The following is a 16,333-nucleotide window of genomic DNA, read 5'->3' on the forward strand; positions in this document are numbered from 1 at the left end:
CCCGCCGTCTCCCGTCCCTGATCAGTACGCCCACAAGGAGGCCGACCATGTCTACGTCCCGTCCCGCCGGCGTGTGGCTCATCGGCGCCCGAGGCTCGGTGGCGACCACCGTGGTTGCGGGCTGCGCCGCGATGTCGGCCGGCCTGCATCCGGCCTCCGGCATGCTCACGGAGACACCCCTCTTCGCCGACTGCGGTCTGCCGGAACTGTCCTCCCTGGTCTTCGGAGGCCACGACACGCTGGACTGCCCGCTGCCGAAACGAGCCGAGGAACTCGCCGCGGGCGGCGTCCTCCCGCACGGCCTCCCCTCCGCGGTGGCCGCCGAACTCACCGCCGCCGACTCCGAGATCGTCCCCGGTGGCCCGCTCCGCCACGACGACCGCGACGAGGAAGAGCTGATCGAGGCGTTCGCGGCCGACATCCGCGACTTCACCGCACGGCGGGCCCCGGCCGGAACGGTCGTCGTCAACGTGGCCTCCACCGAGCCCGTCCCCGAGGGCGACACCCTCCCACCCAGCTCGCTCTACGCGGCCGCCGCCCTCCGCGCCGGCTGCCCCTACGTCAACTTCACCCCCTCCACCGGCCTCCACCACCCGTCCCTCGCCGCCCCCTTGGCACGAAGCCGCCTGCCGTACGCCGGCCGGGACGGCAAGACCGGCCAGACCCTGCTGCGCTCGGTACTCGGCCCGATGTTCGCCCAACGCGCCCTCGCCGTCCGGGCCTGGTCCGGTACCAACCTGCTCGGCGGCGGCGACGGCGCGGCCCTGGCCGACCCGGCCGCGGCCGCCGCCAAGAACGCGGGCAAGGAACGCGTCCTCGCCGACACCCTCGGCACCCCGGTCCAGGGCCAGGTCCACATCGACGACGTCCCCGCCCTCGGCGACTGGAAGACCGCCTGGGACCACATCGCCTTCGACGGCTTCCTCGGCACCCGCATGGTCCTCCAGACCATCTGGCAGGGCTGCGACTCCGCCCTCGCTGCACCTCTGGTCCTCGACCTGGCCCGGCTGATGCTCCGGGCCCGGGAGGCGGGGGTCTCGGGTGCGGTGGGTGAGCTCGGGTTCTACTTCAAGGACCCGGTGGGGGAGGGAGCTGCGGGACTGGGGGAGCAGTACGCGGCACTGGGCGACCTCGCGGCTCGACTGCGGGTGGGGGAGGCGCGGTGACGGGGGAGGGGCACGGGGGTGTCTCCGCATGGGCCGAACTCCTGCGCTTACCGGCTCTGTTCACCGTCCCCGGGGACGTCCTGGCGGGAGCGGCCACGGTTCCTGGCCGCCCTGGCCCTCACACCCTGTGGGCCATCGCCTCCTCCATCTGCCTCTACGAGGCGGGCATGGCCCTCAACGACTGGGCCGACCGCGCCGAGGACGCCGCCGAACGCCCCCACCGCCCCCTGCCCTCCGGCCGTATCCACCCCACCGCCGCCCTGACCGCGGCCTCCGCCCTGACTGCCACCGGCCTGGCCCTCGCCGCACGGGCCGGCCGCCCGGCACTCACCGTCGCCACCCCACTCGCCGCTACGGTATGGGCCTACGACCTGGGCCTGAAACGCACCCCGGCAGGCCCCGCCGCCATGGCGACGGCCCGCGCCCTGGACCTTCTGCTCGGCGCCGCCACCGTCTCCGGCCGCGTCCGCCCCGCACTCTCCTCCGCCGCCCTCCTCGGCACCCACACCCTGGCCGTGACCACCGTCTCCCGCCACGAGACCCAGGGCGGTTCTCCGCTCACCTCCCTGACGGCACTGGCCGCTACGGGCGCGCTGGTACTTGGCCTGGGCCGCAGGTCCATTGGCGCTCGAGCCCCAGTCAAAGCACGGCAGTTGAGCACCGACAGACACGAACTGGCCCACCCCCTCCGCGCCGCCCTCGCCGTTGTCTACGCCGCAACTGCCGCCCGCCCGTACCTCCACGCCACCCTCAACCCCTCACCCCCGCTCACCCAGAAGGCCGTCGGCGGCGGTATCCGGGCCACCATCCCGCTCCAGGCCGCGCTCTCCGCCCGCGCCGGCGCCCCGGTCAGCGCCCTGATCACGGCAGCCCTGGCGCCGCTGGCCGCCCGGTTCGCCAAGAAGGTGAGCGTGACATGACCCCCACGCCCGAGGCAGCCGGGCAGCCCGGCTCCGTACCCCTCCGCTTCGGCTACGGCACCAACGGCCTGGCCGACCTCCGCCTGGACGACGCCCTCGCCCTCCTCGCCGACCTCGGCTACGACGGCGTCGGCCTCACCCTCGACCACATGCACCTCGACCCTCTGGCCACGGACCTCGCGGGCCGCACCCGCCAGGTCGGCCGCCGCCTGGCCGCACTCGGCCTGGAGGTCACCGTGGAAACCGGCGCCCGCTACGTCCTCGACCCCCGCCGCAAACACGGCCCCTCCCTCCTCGACCCCGACCCCGCCGACCGGTCCCGCCGCGCCGACCTGCTGCTCCGAGCCGTACGGGTGGCCGCCGACCTGGGCGCCCACGCCGTGCACTGCTTCAGCGGCACCCTCCCGCCCGGCACCGATGAGGCAACGGCCTGGAACCGACTGGCCGAGGCACTGGCCCCCGTCCTGGAAGCCGCCACCGCCGCCGGCATCCCCCTGGCCGTCGAGCCCGAACCCGGCCATCTCCTCGCCACCCTCGCCGACTTCCACCACCTGCGCCACGTCCTCGACGACCCCACCCATCTGGGCCTGACCCTCGATCTGGGCCACTGCCAGTGCCTCGAACCGCTCCCACCCGCCGACTGTGTCCGCGCCGCCGCCCCCTGGCTGCGCCATGTCCAGATCGAGGACATGCGCCGCGGCCACCACGAACACCTGCCCTTCGGAGACGGCGAGATCGACTTCCCCGCAGTCCTGTCGGCCCTGGCCGCCACCGGCTACAGCGGCCTCACCGTGGTCGAACTGCCCCGTCACTCCCACGCGGGCCCCCACTACGCCGAAACCTCCCTGCCGTTCCTCAGGACTGCCGCCGCCCGCCCGGATTCCTCCGCGTCCGTGAGCGGACAGGTGTCGTCCGCCCCGACTTCGGCGTTCCTCGACGGCGTCCCGTTGGCTCCATCCGGCCCTCCGTTCCCGTAACAGCCCCACGATCAAGCAGCCCCCGCCGGCACCCCGACCCCCTCCACCCAGCCCTCCGCCCCCACGGAAGGGACCACCCATGACCCACTCCGCCCCCAGTACCGCGACCCCCCTCCCGAACGGCCTACGCCGCGACCTCACACCCCCCGCCCGAGCCTGGCTGGACCAAGCCCTGGCCGAAGCCGCCCAAGGCATGACCCCCACCACGGAGTTGCGCCTGGCCGAAGCCGCCCGCCGCTGCGGCCGCCCTCACGCCGACACCGCCCGCATCCTCATCCTCCAAGCCGCCCACCCCACCCCCGCCGACCTCACCCGCGTCTACCACCGAGGCACCGCCGAAGAACGCCGAGCCGTCCTCCACTCCCTGCCCCACCTCGTAGCGGGCCCCGAAGCCCTCCCCCTCGTCGAGGACGCCCTCCGCACCAACGACACCCGCCTCCTCACCGCCGCCCTCGGCCCCTACGCCGCTCGCCATCTGAGCGCCCACCTCTGGCGGCACGCGATCCTGAAGTGCCTGTTCACCGGCGTACCCGTGACCGGTGTCGCCCAGCTCGCCGCCCGCGCCCACGGTGACGCCGAACTCGCCCGCATGCTGGCCGACTTCGCCGCCGAGCGCACCGCCGCGGGCCGCCCCGTCCCCGACGACCTGCACCGCGTCCTGGCCCTGACCGACCCCGAGGCGGCCCCGCCGCTCCCCGCGCCAGACGGCGGCGGCCCCCACGGCAAGGAGTCCTGATGCGCCTCTTCGACCCCCACATCCACATGACCTCGCGCACCACCGACGACTACGAGGCCATGCGCGCCGCGGGCGTCCGCGCCGTGGTCGAGCCCGCCTTCTGGCTCGGCCAGCCCCGTACCTCCACCGCCTCCTTCCTGGACTACTTCGACTCCCTCCTCGGCTGGGAACCCTTCCGGGCCGCCCAGTACGGCATCGCCCACCACTGCACGATCGCCCTCAACCCGAAGGAGGCCAACGACCCCCGCTGCACTCCCGTCCTGGACGAACTGCCCCGCTATCTCGTTAAGGACCGAGTCGTCGCCGTGGGCGAGATCGGCTACGACTCGATGACCCCGGCCGAGGACACCGCGCTCGCCGCACAGCTCCAGCTCGCCGCCGACCACGGGTTGCCCGCCCTCGTCCACACCCCCCACCGGGACAAGGCCGCCGGCCTGCGCCGCACCCTGGACGCCGTCCGGGAGTCCGCGCTCACCCCGGAACGCGTCCTCCTCGACCACCTCAACGAGACCACCGTCAAGGAGGCCAAGGACAGCGGCTGCTGGCTCGGCTTCTCCGTCTATCCCGACACCAAGATGGACGAGGAGCGCATGGTCGCCGTCCTGCGCGCCTACGGCCCCGAGCAAGCCCTGGTCAACTCCGCCGCCGACTGGGGGAGGAGCGACCCCCTGAAGACCCGCAAGGTGGCCGACCTGATGCTGGCCGAAGGCTTCACCGAGGACGACGTCGACCGCGTCCTGTGGCGCAACCCCGTCGCCTTCTACGGCCTCAGCGGACGGCTGGACCTGGACGTCGCCGCGACCGAAGCCACCCACGAGGGCAACACCATCCTCCGCGGCGCCCCCAAGGGAACTGCCCCCGCAGGACAGGAGTGACCCGTGCGCTTCCGCCACCCCGACGGCTCCCTCGTCCACCTCGCCTACTGCACCAACGTCCACCCCGCAGAGACCCTGGACGCCGTCGTCGCCCAGCTCCGCGACCACTGCGAGCCCATCCGGCGCCGTCTCGGCCGCGACCGTCTCGGCATCGGGCTCTGGCTCGCCAAGGACGCCGCGCTCGCCCTGGAGAACGACCCCTGCGCGCTGGCCGCCCTCCGAGCCGAACTCGACCGGCGCGGGCTGGAAGTCGTCACACTCAACGGCTTCCCGTACGAAGGCTTCGGCTCGGAGCAGGTCAAGTACCGCGTCTACAAACCCGACTGGGCCGACCCCGAGCGCCTGCGCCACACCACGGCCGTCGCGCGTATCCTCGCCGGCCTCCTTCCCGACGACATAGTGGAGGGCAGCGTCTCCACCTTGCCGCTCGCCTGGCGCACCGTCGCCACCCCGGCCCGCATGGAGACGGCCCTGACCGCCCTGCGCACCCTCGGCGACCGCCTCGACGCCCTCGCGGAGCTCACCGGCCGCTCCCTCCGCATAGGCCTCGAACCCGAACCCGGCTGCGTCATCGAGACCACCGCCGACGCCCTCACCCCCCTCACCGACATCGCCCACCCCCGCATCGGCATCTGCGTGGACACCTGCCACCTCGCCACCTCCTTCGAAGACCCCGACACCGCCCTGGACGCGCTCGCCCAGGCCGGCGTCCCCATCGTCAAATCCCAGCTGTCAGCCGCACTCCACGCCGAGCACCCCCACCGCCCGGACGTCCGCGAAGCCCTCACCGCGTTCGACGAGCCCCGCTTCCTGCACCAGACCCGCACCCTCACCGCCACGGGCCGACACGGCACCGACGACCTGGGCGAGGCCCTCCAGCCCGGCGCCCTGCCCGACTCCACCCCGTGGCGCACCCACGTCCACGTACCCCTGCACGCGGCCCCCGCCGCGCCCCTCACCTCCACCCTCCCCGTCCTCGCCACCGCCCTGACCCGGCTCGTCGGCGGGCCGCACCCCCTCACCCGCCACCTGGAGGTCGAGACCTACACCTGGCACGCCCTCCCCGCCGAACTACGGCCACGCACCCGAGCCCAGCTCACCGACGGCATCGCCGCCGAACTCTCCCTCGCCCGCGACCTGCTCACCGACCTCGGCCTGAAGGAGCTGCCATGACCGACCACCCGGCGGCCCCTGCCCAGCCCTCGCCCGGCCGCCCCACCCCGCTGCTCGTCCTGGACGTCGTCGGCCTCACCCCCCGCCTCCTCGCCCACATGCCCCACCTGCGCGCCCTCGCGGACCAGGGCTCCCGCGCCCACCTCGGCACGGTCCTGCCCGCCGTCACCTGCGCCGCCCAGTCGACCTTCCTGACCGGCACCACACCCGCCGAGCACGGCATCGTCGGCAACGGCTGGTACTTCCGCGAACTGGGCGACGTCCTGCTGTGGCGCCAGCACAACGGCCTGGTCGCCGGCGACAAACTCTGGGACGCCGCCCGCCGCGCCCACCCCGGCTACACCGTGGCCAACATCTGCTGGTGGTACGCCATGGGCGCCGACACCGACTTCACCGTCACCCCCCGTCCCGTCTACTACGCCGACGGCCGCAAGGAACCCGACTGCTACACCCGCCCTCCCGACCTGCACGACGAACTGACCGCCGAGTTCGGCACATTCCCCCTCTTCCAGTTCTGGGGCCCCGGTGCCGGCCTCGCGTCCAGCCGCTGGATCATCGACGCGACCCGCCACATCCAGCGGACCCGCCGCCCCGACCTGACCCTCTGCTACCTCCCTCACCTCGACTACGACCTCCAGCGCTACGGCCCCGACGACCCGCGCTCCCTCCAGGCGGCCGCCGACCTGGACGCAGCGGCCGCACCCCTGCTGTCCGACGCCCGCGCGGAGGGCCGTACCGTCGTCGTCCTGTCCGAGTACGGCATCACGCGCGTGGACCGTCCCGTGGACGTCAACCGTGCTCTGCGCCGCGCCGGCCTGCTGGAGGTGCACGAGCAGGACGGCATGGAGTACCTGGACCCGATGGCATCACGTGCCTTCGCGGTCGCCGACCACCAGATCGCCCACGTCTACGTACGCCGTCCCGAAGACCTCGACGCCACCCGCGCCGCCCTCACCGGCCTGCCGGGCATCGCCCAGCTCCTGGACGACGAGGGCAAGAAGGAACACCACCTCGACCATCCGCGCTCGGGCGAACTCGTCGCCGTGGCGGAACCGGATGCCTGGTTCACGTACTACTACTGGCTCGACGACGCCCGCGCACCCGACTTCGCACGGCTCGTCGAGATCCACCGCAAACCCGGCTACGACCCGGTCGAACTCTTCATGGACCCCCTTGACCCCTACGTCAAGGTCAAGGCGGCGGCCGCGCTGGCCCGCAAGAAGCTCGGCCTGCGCTACCGCATGGCGGTCGTACCCCTGGACCCGTCACCTATTCGGGGCAGCCACGGCCGCCTTCCCGCGAGCGACGACGACGGTCCGCTCCTCATCTGCTCCACCCCCCGTGCCGTCGGCGACCGCGTCGCGGCCACCGATGTGAAATCACTCCTGCTCCGACTCGCCGGCCTCACCTGACGAGCCCTCATCAAGCCTGTCTCGTGTGCCTGGTCCCCAGTGAAGCACTCACCACTGACAACGCCCTCTCACACCCCGGAGTTCCGCATGATCCGCATCTCGCACGATGACCCCGAACTGACCCACCGGCTGACGAGAAGGGGCATGCTGGGCGTCGCCGCGGGCGCCACGGCGGCCGCCCTGCTGGGTACAGCCGGCCCCGCCTCGGCCGCGACCACCGCGCCCGCGCCCGCAGGCCGCCGGGGTCGTCCCGTCCTGCCTCCCGGCCGCCTGGGCATCCAGCTCTACAGCCTGCGCGACAAGGTCGGCACCCTGGGCTTCGCCCCGGTCTTCGCCGAACTGGAGAAGTACGGGTACGACGAGATCGAGTTCGCCGGCTACACCCAGGGCTCGGCCGGCCCCATCACCCTGCCGCGCCTCAGGCGCCTGGCCAGGGAACACGGCCTGACACCCATCGGCAGCCACGTCGGCTACTACTCCGACGACCCGAACGCCTACACCTTCGCCCAGAACCTCGAGAAGGTCCTTGACGACGCCCAGGCCCTAGGCCTGAAGCACATCGGCACCGCGTCCGGTCCGTTCCGCTACGGTTCGACCGTCGACGCCTGGAAACGCGCCGCAGAGGAGTTCAACACCTACGGCGCGGCGGCCAGGGCGCGCGGCATGAAGTTCTACCAGCACAACCACTCCGACGAGTTCGCCTTCGCCGCCGACAACCCCAAGGTCCGCCTCTACGACGTCCTGCTGGCGGAAACCGACCCCGACCTCGTCTACCTCGAAATGGACATCTACTGGGCCTACGCGGGCCAGTTCCGCTTCTCCAAGCGCCCCGACGGCACCCCCGCGCCCTTCGACCCGTTGGACTACGTTCTCGCCCGCCCCCATCGCTACCCGCTCTTCCACGTCAAGGACGGCGTGAGTGACCCCACGAACGAGTTCGGCTACCGCATGACGGACGTCGGCGACGGCGACATCGACTACCAGCGTTTCATCTCCGCCGTCACCCACCTGCGCGGCCAACGCCAGGCCCACCACTGGCAGACGGAGCACGACAGCCCGCCGGACTCCCTGAGCTTCGCCCGCCGCTCGAGCGCGTACCTGCACTCCCTGCGCGAGAAGTGCTGACGGTCACCACACGAAGACTCGCTCCGGCGGGGGCGTGAAGCCTCCGACGGAGCGAGTCGTCATCGTGCGTTGCGGTGCCCTGGATCAGCGGGTGTAGGTGACCCGCTTCTCCTTCAGGGACGCGCAGTTGGAGCCGGAGATCTGCACGTACACGTTCTTGATCTGGCCGCCCCAGTCGACGCAGTGCCCCTTGCCGTAGACGTAGGTCGGACCGGCGTACGAGGTGAAGCTGCCGTAGTCGTCGTCACCCTGGTCGGTGTCGGCGACGTAGAGCCAGGCCGACATGTCGACCGCGGTACCGGGGCTGTTGCGGATGGTGGTCACACAGTTCTTGCCGTTGGACGCGTTGTAGGTCAGGTAGACGGTCCCGAGCGAGCCGACGGCCGCGGAGTTGACGGTCCGGTAGCTGCTCCCGCAGACCTTCTGCGGAGTGGTGTTGGGTGCGGCGGAGGCCGGCGCGGCCAACGCGGTGCCGGCCCCGAGCGCGAGCGCGGCCAGAGCACCGACAGTGAGGGCAGTACGGTTGAATCGCATATTTCCCCCTTGTGGCTGTAGGAGCTCGTTGCTCCTGACTGGTCTGACTGGCGACGCATACGGATGGTTGTACCGGTCTCCGAAGAAACCTGTCACTCGTCGGCGTCGGCCCGCCGCTGCACGTCACAGTGGCTGATCCGGGAGACGTCTCCCGCGCGGCAGCCGAACACGCGGCGGGTTGCCGTGCCCTTCGCCGGCACCGACACCTGGTCGGTGGTCTCGGCCATCTTGAACCCGGTCCCATCCCTGAAACCGACCTTCACGGTGAAGACCGCGTCACGCGCGTTCGGATTCCTGACCTCGACGGTCGTGTAGGGATCATCCGCGTCCGCACAGTGCTTGAGCACGGCGGTGCCGTCCTTGAGGGGCCGGGCGGACGCCGTGGGGGAGGAGCGAGTGGTGGGCCGCGAACGGTACGCACCGCTGCCGCGGTACCTGTCGGGCGTGCTGGTGCGGTACGGGCCACCACTGCCCGAGGAGGACGAACTGGCGTGGTCCTGACTGGAGTTGCTACATCCACCACTACTGCTGTGATGGCTCCCGCTGCCATGCCCCCGACTTGACGAGAACCCGGCCAGGGCCAGCACGACCACCCGGACACGGCCGTCTCCTCGTCGGTAGCGGGTGTGGCTTCGCCTTGGGCGCAGCGGGTGCACAGGCGGACTGTGGCGGGTCGACCGTCAGGGCTCCTTCGGCCAACAGGTGCTCGGTCATCTCCAGCGCGGGGGCGGCCACGACGGGAGCGGTGTCGGTGAGGACACCGCCGGCCGGGGCCGGGCCCGGAGCGTACTTACGGCCTGACCCACGATTGATCGCGAGTGGGTTGTAAGGCTTCTGGTGCTCTCTGTTGCCGCCGGTCCGTCCGAGCCGGACTCTCAGAGGGCGGTTCGTGAGGTGGTGTCCGTTTCTGGCCGAGGTGAGAGCAAGGCCGCTGGTAGAGGGTTCGTCGGCTATTGCTTCCTGGCGAAGTTGCCGGTGTCGGCCTCGGTGAGGAGCCCGAGTTTGACCAGGCGTTTCAGCTTGGCGCGGGTGCCTTCGACGTTCTTCGGCAGCAGTTCGTGGCCGAGGGTTTCGCAGACGTCCTTGGCCCGTAGCGGCTGGGTCGCATGGTTGAAGGCGGCGAGGATGCGGGGGTAGTCCGGGTGCTCGGGCAGGTCCGGCGCGACGACAGGGAGCCGGTCGGTGAGGCCGGTGACGGTCTTGCGGGTGATCGCGAGGTGCTCCAGGTGCATCTCGGCCTCCCGCAACCGGCTCTGCAGGTCGTCGATCTGTGCGCGGAGGTCGTCGGCCAGGGCCCGGGCGGCGTCTTCCTGGAGGTCCAGGGCATCGAGCAGGGGACGGATGTTCACGCTGCCACCGCCTGTGCCGCGCGCCAGGTGGGGGCGTTCGAACCGGTGAGGCGTCGGGTCATGACGTGGGTCATCGCCCAGTAAACGTGGGAGGCGGAGGAAGAGGGGCGGTGCTCGTAGTCGCGGACCAGGCGCCGGTGCATTATCAGGATCCCGTAGGTCTGCTCGACCCTCCACCGCTTCAGCTGCGGCACGAACCCCTTGTCCTGCGGGTTGCGTGCGACGATCTCGACGTCAATTCCCAGGCCGACGCCGTGCACGACGACCTTGTTCTTGAAGCCCTGGTCGACCAGGGCTTTGCGGACGGTTCCGCCAGCGTGCTCGGCGACCTTGTCCAGCAGGAGGATACCCGCGGCGTTGTCGTGGGTGTTCGCGGCGAGGACGACGACCGCGATGACCAGGCCGAGGACGTCCACAGCCAGGCCGCGTTTGCGGCCGGGCACCCCCTTGGCCGGATCGTGGCCACTCGTGGCGGCGGGAACCCCGGCGGCCACATGGACACTCTGGGTGTCCAGGACCACCAGGGTCGGGTCCTCTAATCGGCGGGCGCGTTCACGGACCTGGCAGCGCAGAAGTTCATGGATGACCTGGTCGGTTCCGTCGTCCCGCCAGGCGGCGAAGTAGTAGTAGGTCGCGCTCTTCTGCGGCAGGTCGTGCGGGAGATAGGCCCACTGGCAGCCGGTCCGCCCCTGGTAGAGGATCGCGTTCACGATCTCCCGCAAGTCGTAGGCGCCCTGGTGGCCGCTGACCGAGCGGTGCCGGTCCTTCCACGCGGTGATCACCGGCTCGATCAGAGCCCACTGCTCGTCCGATAAGTCGCTCGGGTACGGCTTGCGTTCGCTCACCCCGCCACACCAGCAGACCATCAGCTGTGGACTGGCAGGTTCCGCCCGCACCCACGCCATCAGGCGACTACAAATAGACACAAGAGCTCATGAATCGCCATCTCAGTACCCGAACTCAGGTGCCTGATAGGGAGCCCACCAACTCGTCAGACCCCAGATCCCCAGGGCGACCGCGGTTACGGCGGCCAGGGCGGCGAGCCACGGGCGATGGAACCGGCGCAAGGTGAGCATCCAGAAGGCGAGCGGCACCAGAGCGCCCCCCGCGGCGACGAGCGGCAGGTCCACGTAGAGCACGCTGAGGTCCCGGTGTCTCCCCTCGAATCCACCCTCCACATTGACCCTCGCCAGCGGGGCCCAGGCCAGCAGCGCCGCTGCGGCACCCAGACCGGCGACGAGGAAACCAGCAAGACCCTTGATCTCTTCCTTCACGACAGGTCGGACGCCACAGCCCTGCTCGCAGTTCCCGAGTCGGCCGGACTGCATTACGCGCGGGGAGGCCGGCCGCCACCGGCCGCTGTGGGCGAGCCGCCAGGAACGGACATCAGCTCACGAACCGCGCTCTCAGAGCAGCCCGATGCCACAAGTACAAGATCCAGTCTCTCTTCCTTTGTCCGCACAGGGCTGGATATCTCTGATGGTGAGCGGCCGGTCGGCGGGCGCGTAGTGCGGAGGGGAGCGGGGCCATGGACGATGGACGGATTGAGGGCGGCTGGCATGTGGACGAGCGCTGCATGAACTGCGATGTAGCCCGGCAGCTTGCCCCAGGCTTGATCGGCGAGGTCGGCGGCCGCTCGGTCGTCCTGCGCCAGCCGCATGGCCAAGCCGAGCTCCGGCAGTTCCATGCCGCTGCGCATGCCTGCCCCACCCGGTCGGTCCGTCCCCCGGCCGGGCGGTTGGATGCAGCGTTGGATCCCTTTCCCCTGGCCCTGGATGACACCGTGTACTTGTGCGGGCACAACTCCGTGCACACTGCGGGAGCCAACTCCTACCTGTTACGCCGCCCCGACGGCACCGCGATGATGGTGGACACGCCGCGCTGGAGCACTTCGTTGGTCGCGCGCTACGAGGCGCTGGGCCCCGTCACCGATGTCCTGCTCACCCACCGCGACCACGCCGCGCACGGCCGCCGCTACGCCGACCGCTTCGGCGCCCGGCTGTGGATCCATGAGGGCGACCTCGATGCCGCCCCGGACGCCGACCGTGTGCTCCGTGGCACCGACCCGGCAGAGATCGCCGACGGGGTGATCGCCTTCCCGCTTCCCGGACACACGCGGGGCAGCGTGCTCTACCTCGCGGACGAGCGGTACTGCTTCAGCGGCGACAGCTTCTACTGGTCGCGCACCACATCGGACATCGAGGTGACCGACACTGTCACCTGGTACTCCATCGGGGAGCTGGCAGCCTCCCTGGCCCGGACCGCCGACCGGCTGCGCTTTGAGTGGCTGCTGCCGGGCCATGGCGACCGCCAGCGCCTCCCCGGCGACGACATGGCCTGGCGGCTGCAACAGCTGACCGCGCGTACCCGAGAACTGCGGCCCCGACCCGTTGATTTCACGGCAGTGCGCTGGTAGCGGCGCAGCCCGCATGATTGGTTGACATCGACCGTGACATGACGGTGGTCGCGCGGGTTGTTGTGGTATACGCCAATGGCGCCCTCCGCAACGGTACGCAGGAAGACGCGAGGACTACGGGGAGAAAACCACAGCGACTGTCCCAGGGCGGCGCTAAGGGGCTGTAGCTGAGCCAACTGTACGGGCTCCTCCAGGGGGCGGCCTTTGCTGGGGCCAGTCGCACTCCCCGCCGGGTGGGCCGGGCCGGGGTAGCACGGAGGGTCGGTCAGCCTCGGACGCTTCGCGGGCCTGCTCTTCGAGGTCGCCCGCGCCTGTCGGGGTCATCGTCCTGGTCGTCGCCGTTGTTGGGGCCGTGGACGGTGCAGACGAGTGAGGCTCTTGATGGCCTCCAGCGCCTGGCGGGGAGAAGCGACCGAACTGCAGGCCATCGCGAACTGGCTTACAGCAACTGCAGTCCAGCCAGCCGTCGGCGCCCGACTCCCCCCGGTGGAGCACTCCGCCGAAGACGTGCGTTCCCGGGCGGAGGCGACCGGTATGCGTCAGGCGAGGGTGGTCAAGGATCTCATTGCCCACGGCTTCGTCATCGCTGACCGCGACACCGTCATCGACGAGTTCTCCCTACGCCGGCTGCTGCGCGACGGCGCGGCAGGCGGCCAAGTCGTCGCGGCCCTGCTCAGGCGGCGCAACCCGCCGCCTTTGTAGTGCGCTCTCAGATGCGCGAGTCCGGGCCGACGGCCAGGGTCCTCGAAGTCTCCGCCAGCACCCCCGGCAACCCTCCGCTTCGGCGGGCAGGCCGTACCTTTTCCAGAGCTCAGATGAGGGCCGCCTGTTCGTCAAGCGGCTCTCGCTCCGTTCGCCAACCGCTGTAACCCGGCGCAACAGAGACCCGAACCCTGACCGAACGGTGGCTGGACGACGGAGCGCCGACATCCCATCAGTTCTACTGCTCCCAGACAGTCGCCTTGAACGTGTAGTCGACGGCCCATTCCACCGAGGGCTCATCCAGGTGACTCCACCGCACTTCCTGAACGACGGCTCGCACGATTCGACCTTCGGCCGTCACCAAGCACAAGGTGCTGCCCCGTCTGATGGGGTCTTCATCTCGGAGCTGCTCATAGCTGTCAACACTCACGAGGCCGCCCTGATTGGCGTACTCAAGACACTGTTGCTCCGTCTTCACTGGAGCGGTCGAGACTCCGGCGGACGTGGTGTTCATCCAAAGGCCGAACGAGATACACCTTTGCAAGGCGATCTCCGCGTCATCTGGCGTCGTCTCATCACCGGTGGTTGCTTGCCCCCTGTCGAAGTCGACGGCTGAGGTCACGCAGTTGTTCGACCGTGGGGTACGGAGCTTCAGCGTGCGTCCCTCGTAGACCACCCTGGGGCCCGGAGGTGGTTCCTCGGACACCGATGGATCAGATGGAGGTTGGCTGCTGCCAGAGGGAGACAGGCCCGGAGCCTTAGGCGCCTGAGCCGACGGCTTGGACGCATCCTCCGACTTGTCATCCTTACCACTGTCGGCCAGGACGGGAATGAAGGCGTTGATCACACCAAACGCCCCACCCATGACAGCTACGATCAGGGTGATCTTCCCGGCCTCGCTCAGGCCACTGAACCAGCCCTTGGCCCGGCCCAGGCGTGACTGTTGCGAGGGTAATGGTGCTGGTCCCGAGCCAGACGGCGGGTTCGGGGTGTTGCTCTGGGACGGCGGGGTCGAGGACAACGAACCTCCATGCTCTCTTCGTTGGTGGCTCAAGAGCCTAGACGTTCGGTGGCTGCTCGACCTCCGAGCAGCGAGTGCCATCGGTGGGTCTTGATCCTGGCGGATGTTCGCCGGTGACCACTCCCACGACGGGGCAGCGCTACGCGATACTCGTCCTGTGGAGTGGTGCGAGCAGGCCCGGGCAGCGGAACAGCGCCGGGATTGGGATGCGGCCATCGCGTTGGTTAGCGCGCACGCCGAGTGCTACTCCACCGATCCTTCCAGGCACGACAACCATCTGTGGCACATGGATCTGCTCATCCGTGCGGAACGACTCTCGGAACTCGCAGAGCGCTCTCTCACCGATGTTCACGCACGTCGGAGACTCAACAGATCGCTTCGCGAGCGGGGGATGGAGGCGGCGCTGCGCAACCGCGCCAAAGACGGTGATCGCGATGCCCTGTACGTCCTTGTCCGACTGCTGTGCGAGACGAGTCGGACCCAAGAGGCCCATCGAGTGGTCCAAGACCTCGGCCCGGACGATCAGTACGCACATCAGATCATGGCTGGCCTTCGATCGAACGGACACCTTCGTGCCCGGTGCGGCGGTCAGCGCCCACCGGCTAGCCGGGGCTGATGCGTGACTGGAGTCGTCGACCTCGTGGAGCGCGACCTCGATGTCGAACGCCGCTTCCTGTGGCCTGAACCTCCGGTCGTGTAAGTCCGTACCCGTGGGCGCCGCTTGCCGCCCTGCAGCATGAGGTGGAGGCCCCACCGCTCACTGCTGAGCAGAAACACCCCGCCGTTCTCGGCGGGATCGGCGAAGAACAGACGGCCGGCCTGGTCGAACCTCGTCTGTTGCAGGTGCCGGACGTCGTCTCCGCCCAGCGTGACGGTCATGAAATGAGGGCGCTGGTCTGCTCTCTGGCCTCAACGGTCAACGACAGCATCCGCCGCTTGCTCGGGCGCGGGATACGCGGCGTCACGGCCGCCCACCGCCTCCCCAGATCGTGCTGCTTGTGGCCATGACACCACTGTCCGTCGTGTCACTCATGCGGGATCACCCATAAACTGACGCCTGATGCCGAAAGACCGCCAACCTACACCGACGCACCCCCATCCGGACGCGACCTCGCTCCAAGGCGCCGCGACGCTGTCCCACGGCTACCAGCTCGCCCCCCACTCACATGCGGAGGGGCAACTCGTCTACGCCGCCGCCGGTGCGCTGGCCACCGCCACGGAACGCGGAACATGGGTCGCCCCGGCCAACCGCGTCACCTGGACGCCCCCGCACTTCACGCACTCCCACCGCTTCTACGGCGAGACCGACGTACGCCTCCTCCAGGTCCCGCTCCACCTGTGTGCACAACTCGTTGACCACCCCAGCGTCTTCACCGTCAGCCCGCTGCTACGCGAGGCGCTCCTCGCGCTCACCGACAGCCCGGAGCGGCGCCCCGGCGCCCATGGACGCCTGCTCACCGTCGTCGTGGACGAGCTCGTCGACGCCGCCGAACAGTCCCTCCACCTGCCGGAAGCCGACGATGACCGGCTTCGCGCAGCCACCGCCCTCCTGCACAAGGACCCCGCCCAGCCCACGACCCTTGCCGAACTGGGCCGCAGGGTGGGAGCCGGCGAACGCACCCTGAGCCGCCTGTTCCACACCGAGCTGGGCATGAGCTTCCACCGCTGGCGCACCACCCTGCGCATCCACCACGCGCTGGCCCGCCTCACCGACGGGATGTCCGTGACGGATACCGCGGTGGCGTGCGGATGGTCCAACCCCTCCAGCTTCATCGACGCGTTCACCGCAGTCATCGGTCAGACGCCCGGCCGCTACCAGGCCGGCCTGCGCCATCGCTCCTGACCGTCAGCGTCTGCGCAGTTCAGGCACCTGGCCGGCCTCCATTCCAGGTTGGCGGCTTTCCGGTATCAGCCGTCCAATCGCCGG

General features: G+C 70.2%; 18 protein-coding genes. 11 read left to right on the forward strand and 7 right to left on the reverse strand.

Annotated features, from left to right (window positions below; translation table 11 throughout):
• Window positions 1-47 precede the first annotated feature (47 nt).
• The 8 genes from E5082_RS29140 to E5082_RS29175 all read left to right on the forward strand — a co-directional run bounded on the left by E5082_RS29140 (window position 48) and on the right by E5082_RS29175 (window position 8,384).
• Window positions 48-1,166: an inositol-3-phosphate synthase gene (locus tag E5082_RS29140; protein ID WP_135794237.1), complete on the forward strand. Its 1,119-nt coding sequence runs from the start codon at window positions 48-50 to the stop codon at window positions 1,164-1,166.
• Window positions 1,163-2,086, forward strand: coding sequence for an SCO3242 family prenyltransferase (locus tag E5082_RS29145; RefSeq protein ID WP_135794238.1), 924 nt, complete (start codon window positions 1,163-1,165; stop codon window positions 2,084-2,086). The genes E5082_RS29140 and E5082_RS29145 overlap by 4 nt, the downstream gene beginning before the upstream one ends.
• Window positions 2,083-3,063, forward strand: a complete 981-nt coding sequence (locus E5082_RS29150; RefSeq protein WP_135794239.1) for a sugar phosphate isomerase/epimerase family protein — start codon at window positions 2,083-2,085, stop codon at window positions 3,061-3,063. The genes E5082_RS29145 and E5082_RS29150 overlap by 4 nt, the downstream gene beginning before the upstream one ends.
• Window positions 3,064-3,142: 79 nt before the next feature.
• Window positions 3,143-3,799, forward strand: a complete 657-nt coding sequence (locus E5082_RS29155; protein WP_135794240.1) for an EboA domain-containing protein — start codon at window positions 3,143-3,145, stop codon at window positions 3,797-3,799.
• Window positions 3,799-4,674 (forward strand): TatD family hydrolase, encoded by an 876-nt coding sequence (locus E5082_RS29160; RefSeq protein WP_135794241.1) that lies wholly within the window; start codon window positions 3,799-3,801, stop codon window positions 4,672-4,674. Before E5082_RS29155 ends, E5082_RS29160 begins: the two co-directional genes overlap by 1 nt.
• 3 nt (window positions 4,675-4,677) lie before the next feature.
• Entirely contained in the window at window positions 4,678-5,847 is a 1,170-nt protein-coding gene (gene eboE, locus E5082_RS29165; RefSeq protein WP_135794242.1) for a metabolite traffic protein EboE, read from the forward strand.
• Window positions 5,844-7,259, forward strand: coding sequence for an alkaline phosphatase family protein (locus E5082_RS29170; RefSeq protein ID WP_135794243.1), 1,416 nt, complete (start codon window positions 5,844-5,846; stop codon window positions 7,257-7,259). Before eboE ends, E5082_RS29170 begins: the two co-directional genes overlap by 4 nt.
• Before the next feature lie 87 nt (window positions 7,260-7,346).
• The gene (locus E5082_RS29175; RefSeq protein ID WP_135794244.1) at window positions 7,347-8,384 is read left to right on the forward strand and encodes a sugar phosphate isomerase/epimerase family protein; all 1,038 of its coding nucleotides are present in this window, start codon (window positions 7,347-7,349) and stop codon (window positions 8,382-8,384) included.
• Window positions 8,385-8,468: 84 nt separating this feature from the next.
• Here the strand turns inward: E5082_RS29175 and E5082_RS29180 are convergent, their stop codons facing one another.
• The 5 genes from E5082_RS29180 to E5082_RS29200 all read right to left on the reverse strand — a co-directional run bounded on the left by E5082_RS29180 (window position 8,469) and on the right by E5082_RS29200 (window position 11,541).
• Window positions 8,469-8,918: a spore-associated protein gene (locus E5082_RS29180; RefSeq protein WP_086693469.1), complete on the reverse strand. Its 450-nt coding sequence runs from the start codon at window positions 8,916-8,918 to the stop codon at window positions 8,469-8,471.
• A 92-nt stretch (window positions 8,919-9,010) separates the two neighbouring features.
• Window positions 9,011-9,265, reverse strand: a complete 255-nt coding sequence (locus tag E5082_RS33110) for a hypothetical protein (RefSeq protein WP_229918997.1) — start codon at window positions 9,263-9,265, stop codon at window positions 9,011-9,013.
• A 603-nt stretch (window positions 9,266-9,868) separates the two neighbouring features.
• Window positions 9,869-10,267: a hypothetical protein gene (locus E5082_RS29190; RefSeq protein ID WP_135794245.1), complete on the reverse strand. Its 399-nt coding sequence runs from the start codon at window positions 10,265-10,267 to the stop codon at window positions 9,869-9,871.
• On the reverse strand, window positions 10,264-11,112 hold the full coding sequence (locus E5082_RS29195; RefSeq protein WP_135794246.1) for an IS5 family transposase: 849 nt from the start codon (window positions 11,110-11,112) through the stop codon (window positions 10,264-10,266). Before E5082_RS29195 ends, E5082_RS29190 begins: the two co-directional genes overlap by 4 nt.
• Before the next feature lie 102 nt (window positions 11,113-11,214).
• The gene (locus tag E5082_RS29200; RefSeq protein ID WP_135794247.1) at window positions 11,215-11,541 is read right to left on the reverse strand and encodes a hypothetical protein; all 327 of its coding nucleotides are present in this window, start codon (window positions 11,539-11,541) and stop codon (window positions 11,215-11,217) included.
• A 254-nt stretch (window positions 11,542-11,795) separates the two neighbouring features.
• On the opposite strand from E5082_RS29200, the gene E5082_RS29205 reads away from it, so the two are divergent.
• Complete coding sequence (locus tag E5082_RS29205) at window positions 11,796-12,683, forward strand: MBL fold metallo-hydrolase (RefSeq protein WP_135794248.1); 888 nt, start codon at window positions 11,796-11,798, stop codon at window positions 12,681-12,683.
• A gap of 381 nt (window positions 12,684-13,064) precedes the next feature.
• Window positions 13,065-13,385, forward strand: a complete 321-nt coding sequence (locus E5082_RS29210; protein ID WP_135794249.1) for a hypothetical protein — start codon at window positions 13,065-13,067, stop codon at window positions 13,383-13,385.
• 238 nt (window positions 13,386-13,623) lie between these two features.
• On the opposite strand, the gene E5082_RS29215 is transcribed toward E5082_RS29210, so the two are convergent.
• Both E5082_RS29215 and E5082_RS33805 read right to left on the reverse strand, forming a co-directional pair.
• Window positions 13,624-14,406, reverse strand: coding sequence for a hypothetical protein (locus E5082_RS29215; RefSeq protein WP_135794250.1), 783 nt, complete (start codon window positions 14,404-14,406; stop codon window positions 13,624-13,626).
• A gap of 588 nt (window positions 14,407-14,994) precedes the next feature.
• The gene (locus E5082_RS33805) at window positions 14,995-15,285 is read right to left on the reverse strand and encodes a siderophore-interacting protein (RefSeq protein WP_135794252.1); all 291 of its coding nucleotides are present in this window, start codon (window positions 15,283-15,285) and stop codon (window positions 14,995-14,997) included.
• A 181-nt stretch (window positions 15,286-15,466) separates the two neighbouring features.
• On the opposite strand from E5082_RS33805, the gene E5082_RS29230 reads away from it, so the two are divergent.
• The gene (locus E5082_RS29230) at window positions 15,467-16,249 is read left to right on the forward strand and encodes a helix-turn-helix domain-containing protein (protein ID WP_135794253.1); all 783 of its coding nucleotides are present in this window, start codon (window positions 15,467-15,469) and stop codon (window positions 16,247-16,249) included.
• Window positions 16,250-16,333: the final 84 nt, after the last annotated feature.

It is taken from the genome of Streptomyces griseoluteus (genome assembly GCF_004784465.1).
GTDB classification, from domain to species: domain Bacteria; phylum Actinomycetota; class Actinomycetes; order Streptomycetales; family Streptomycetaceae; genus Streptomyces; species Streptomyces griseoluteus.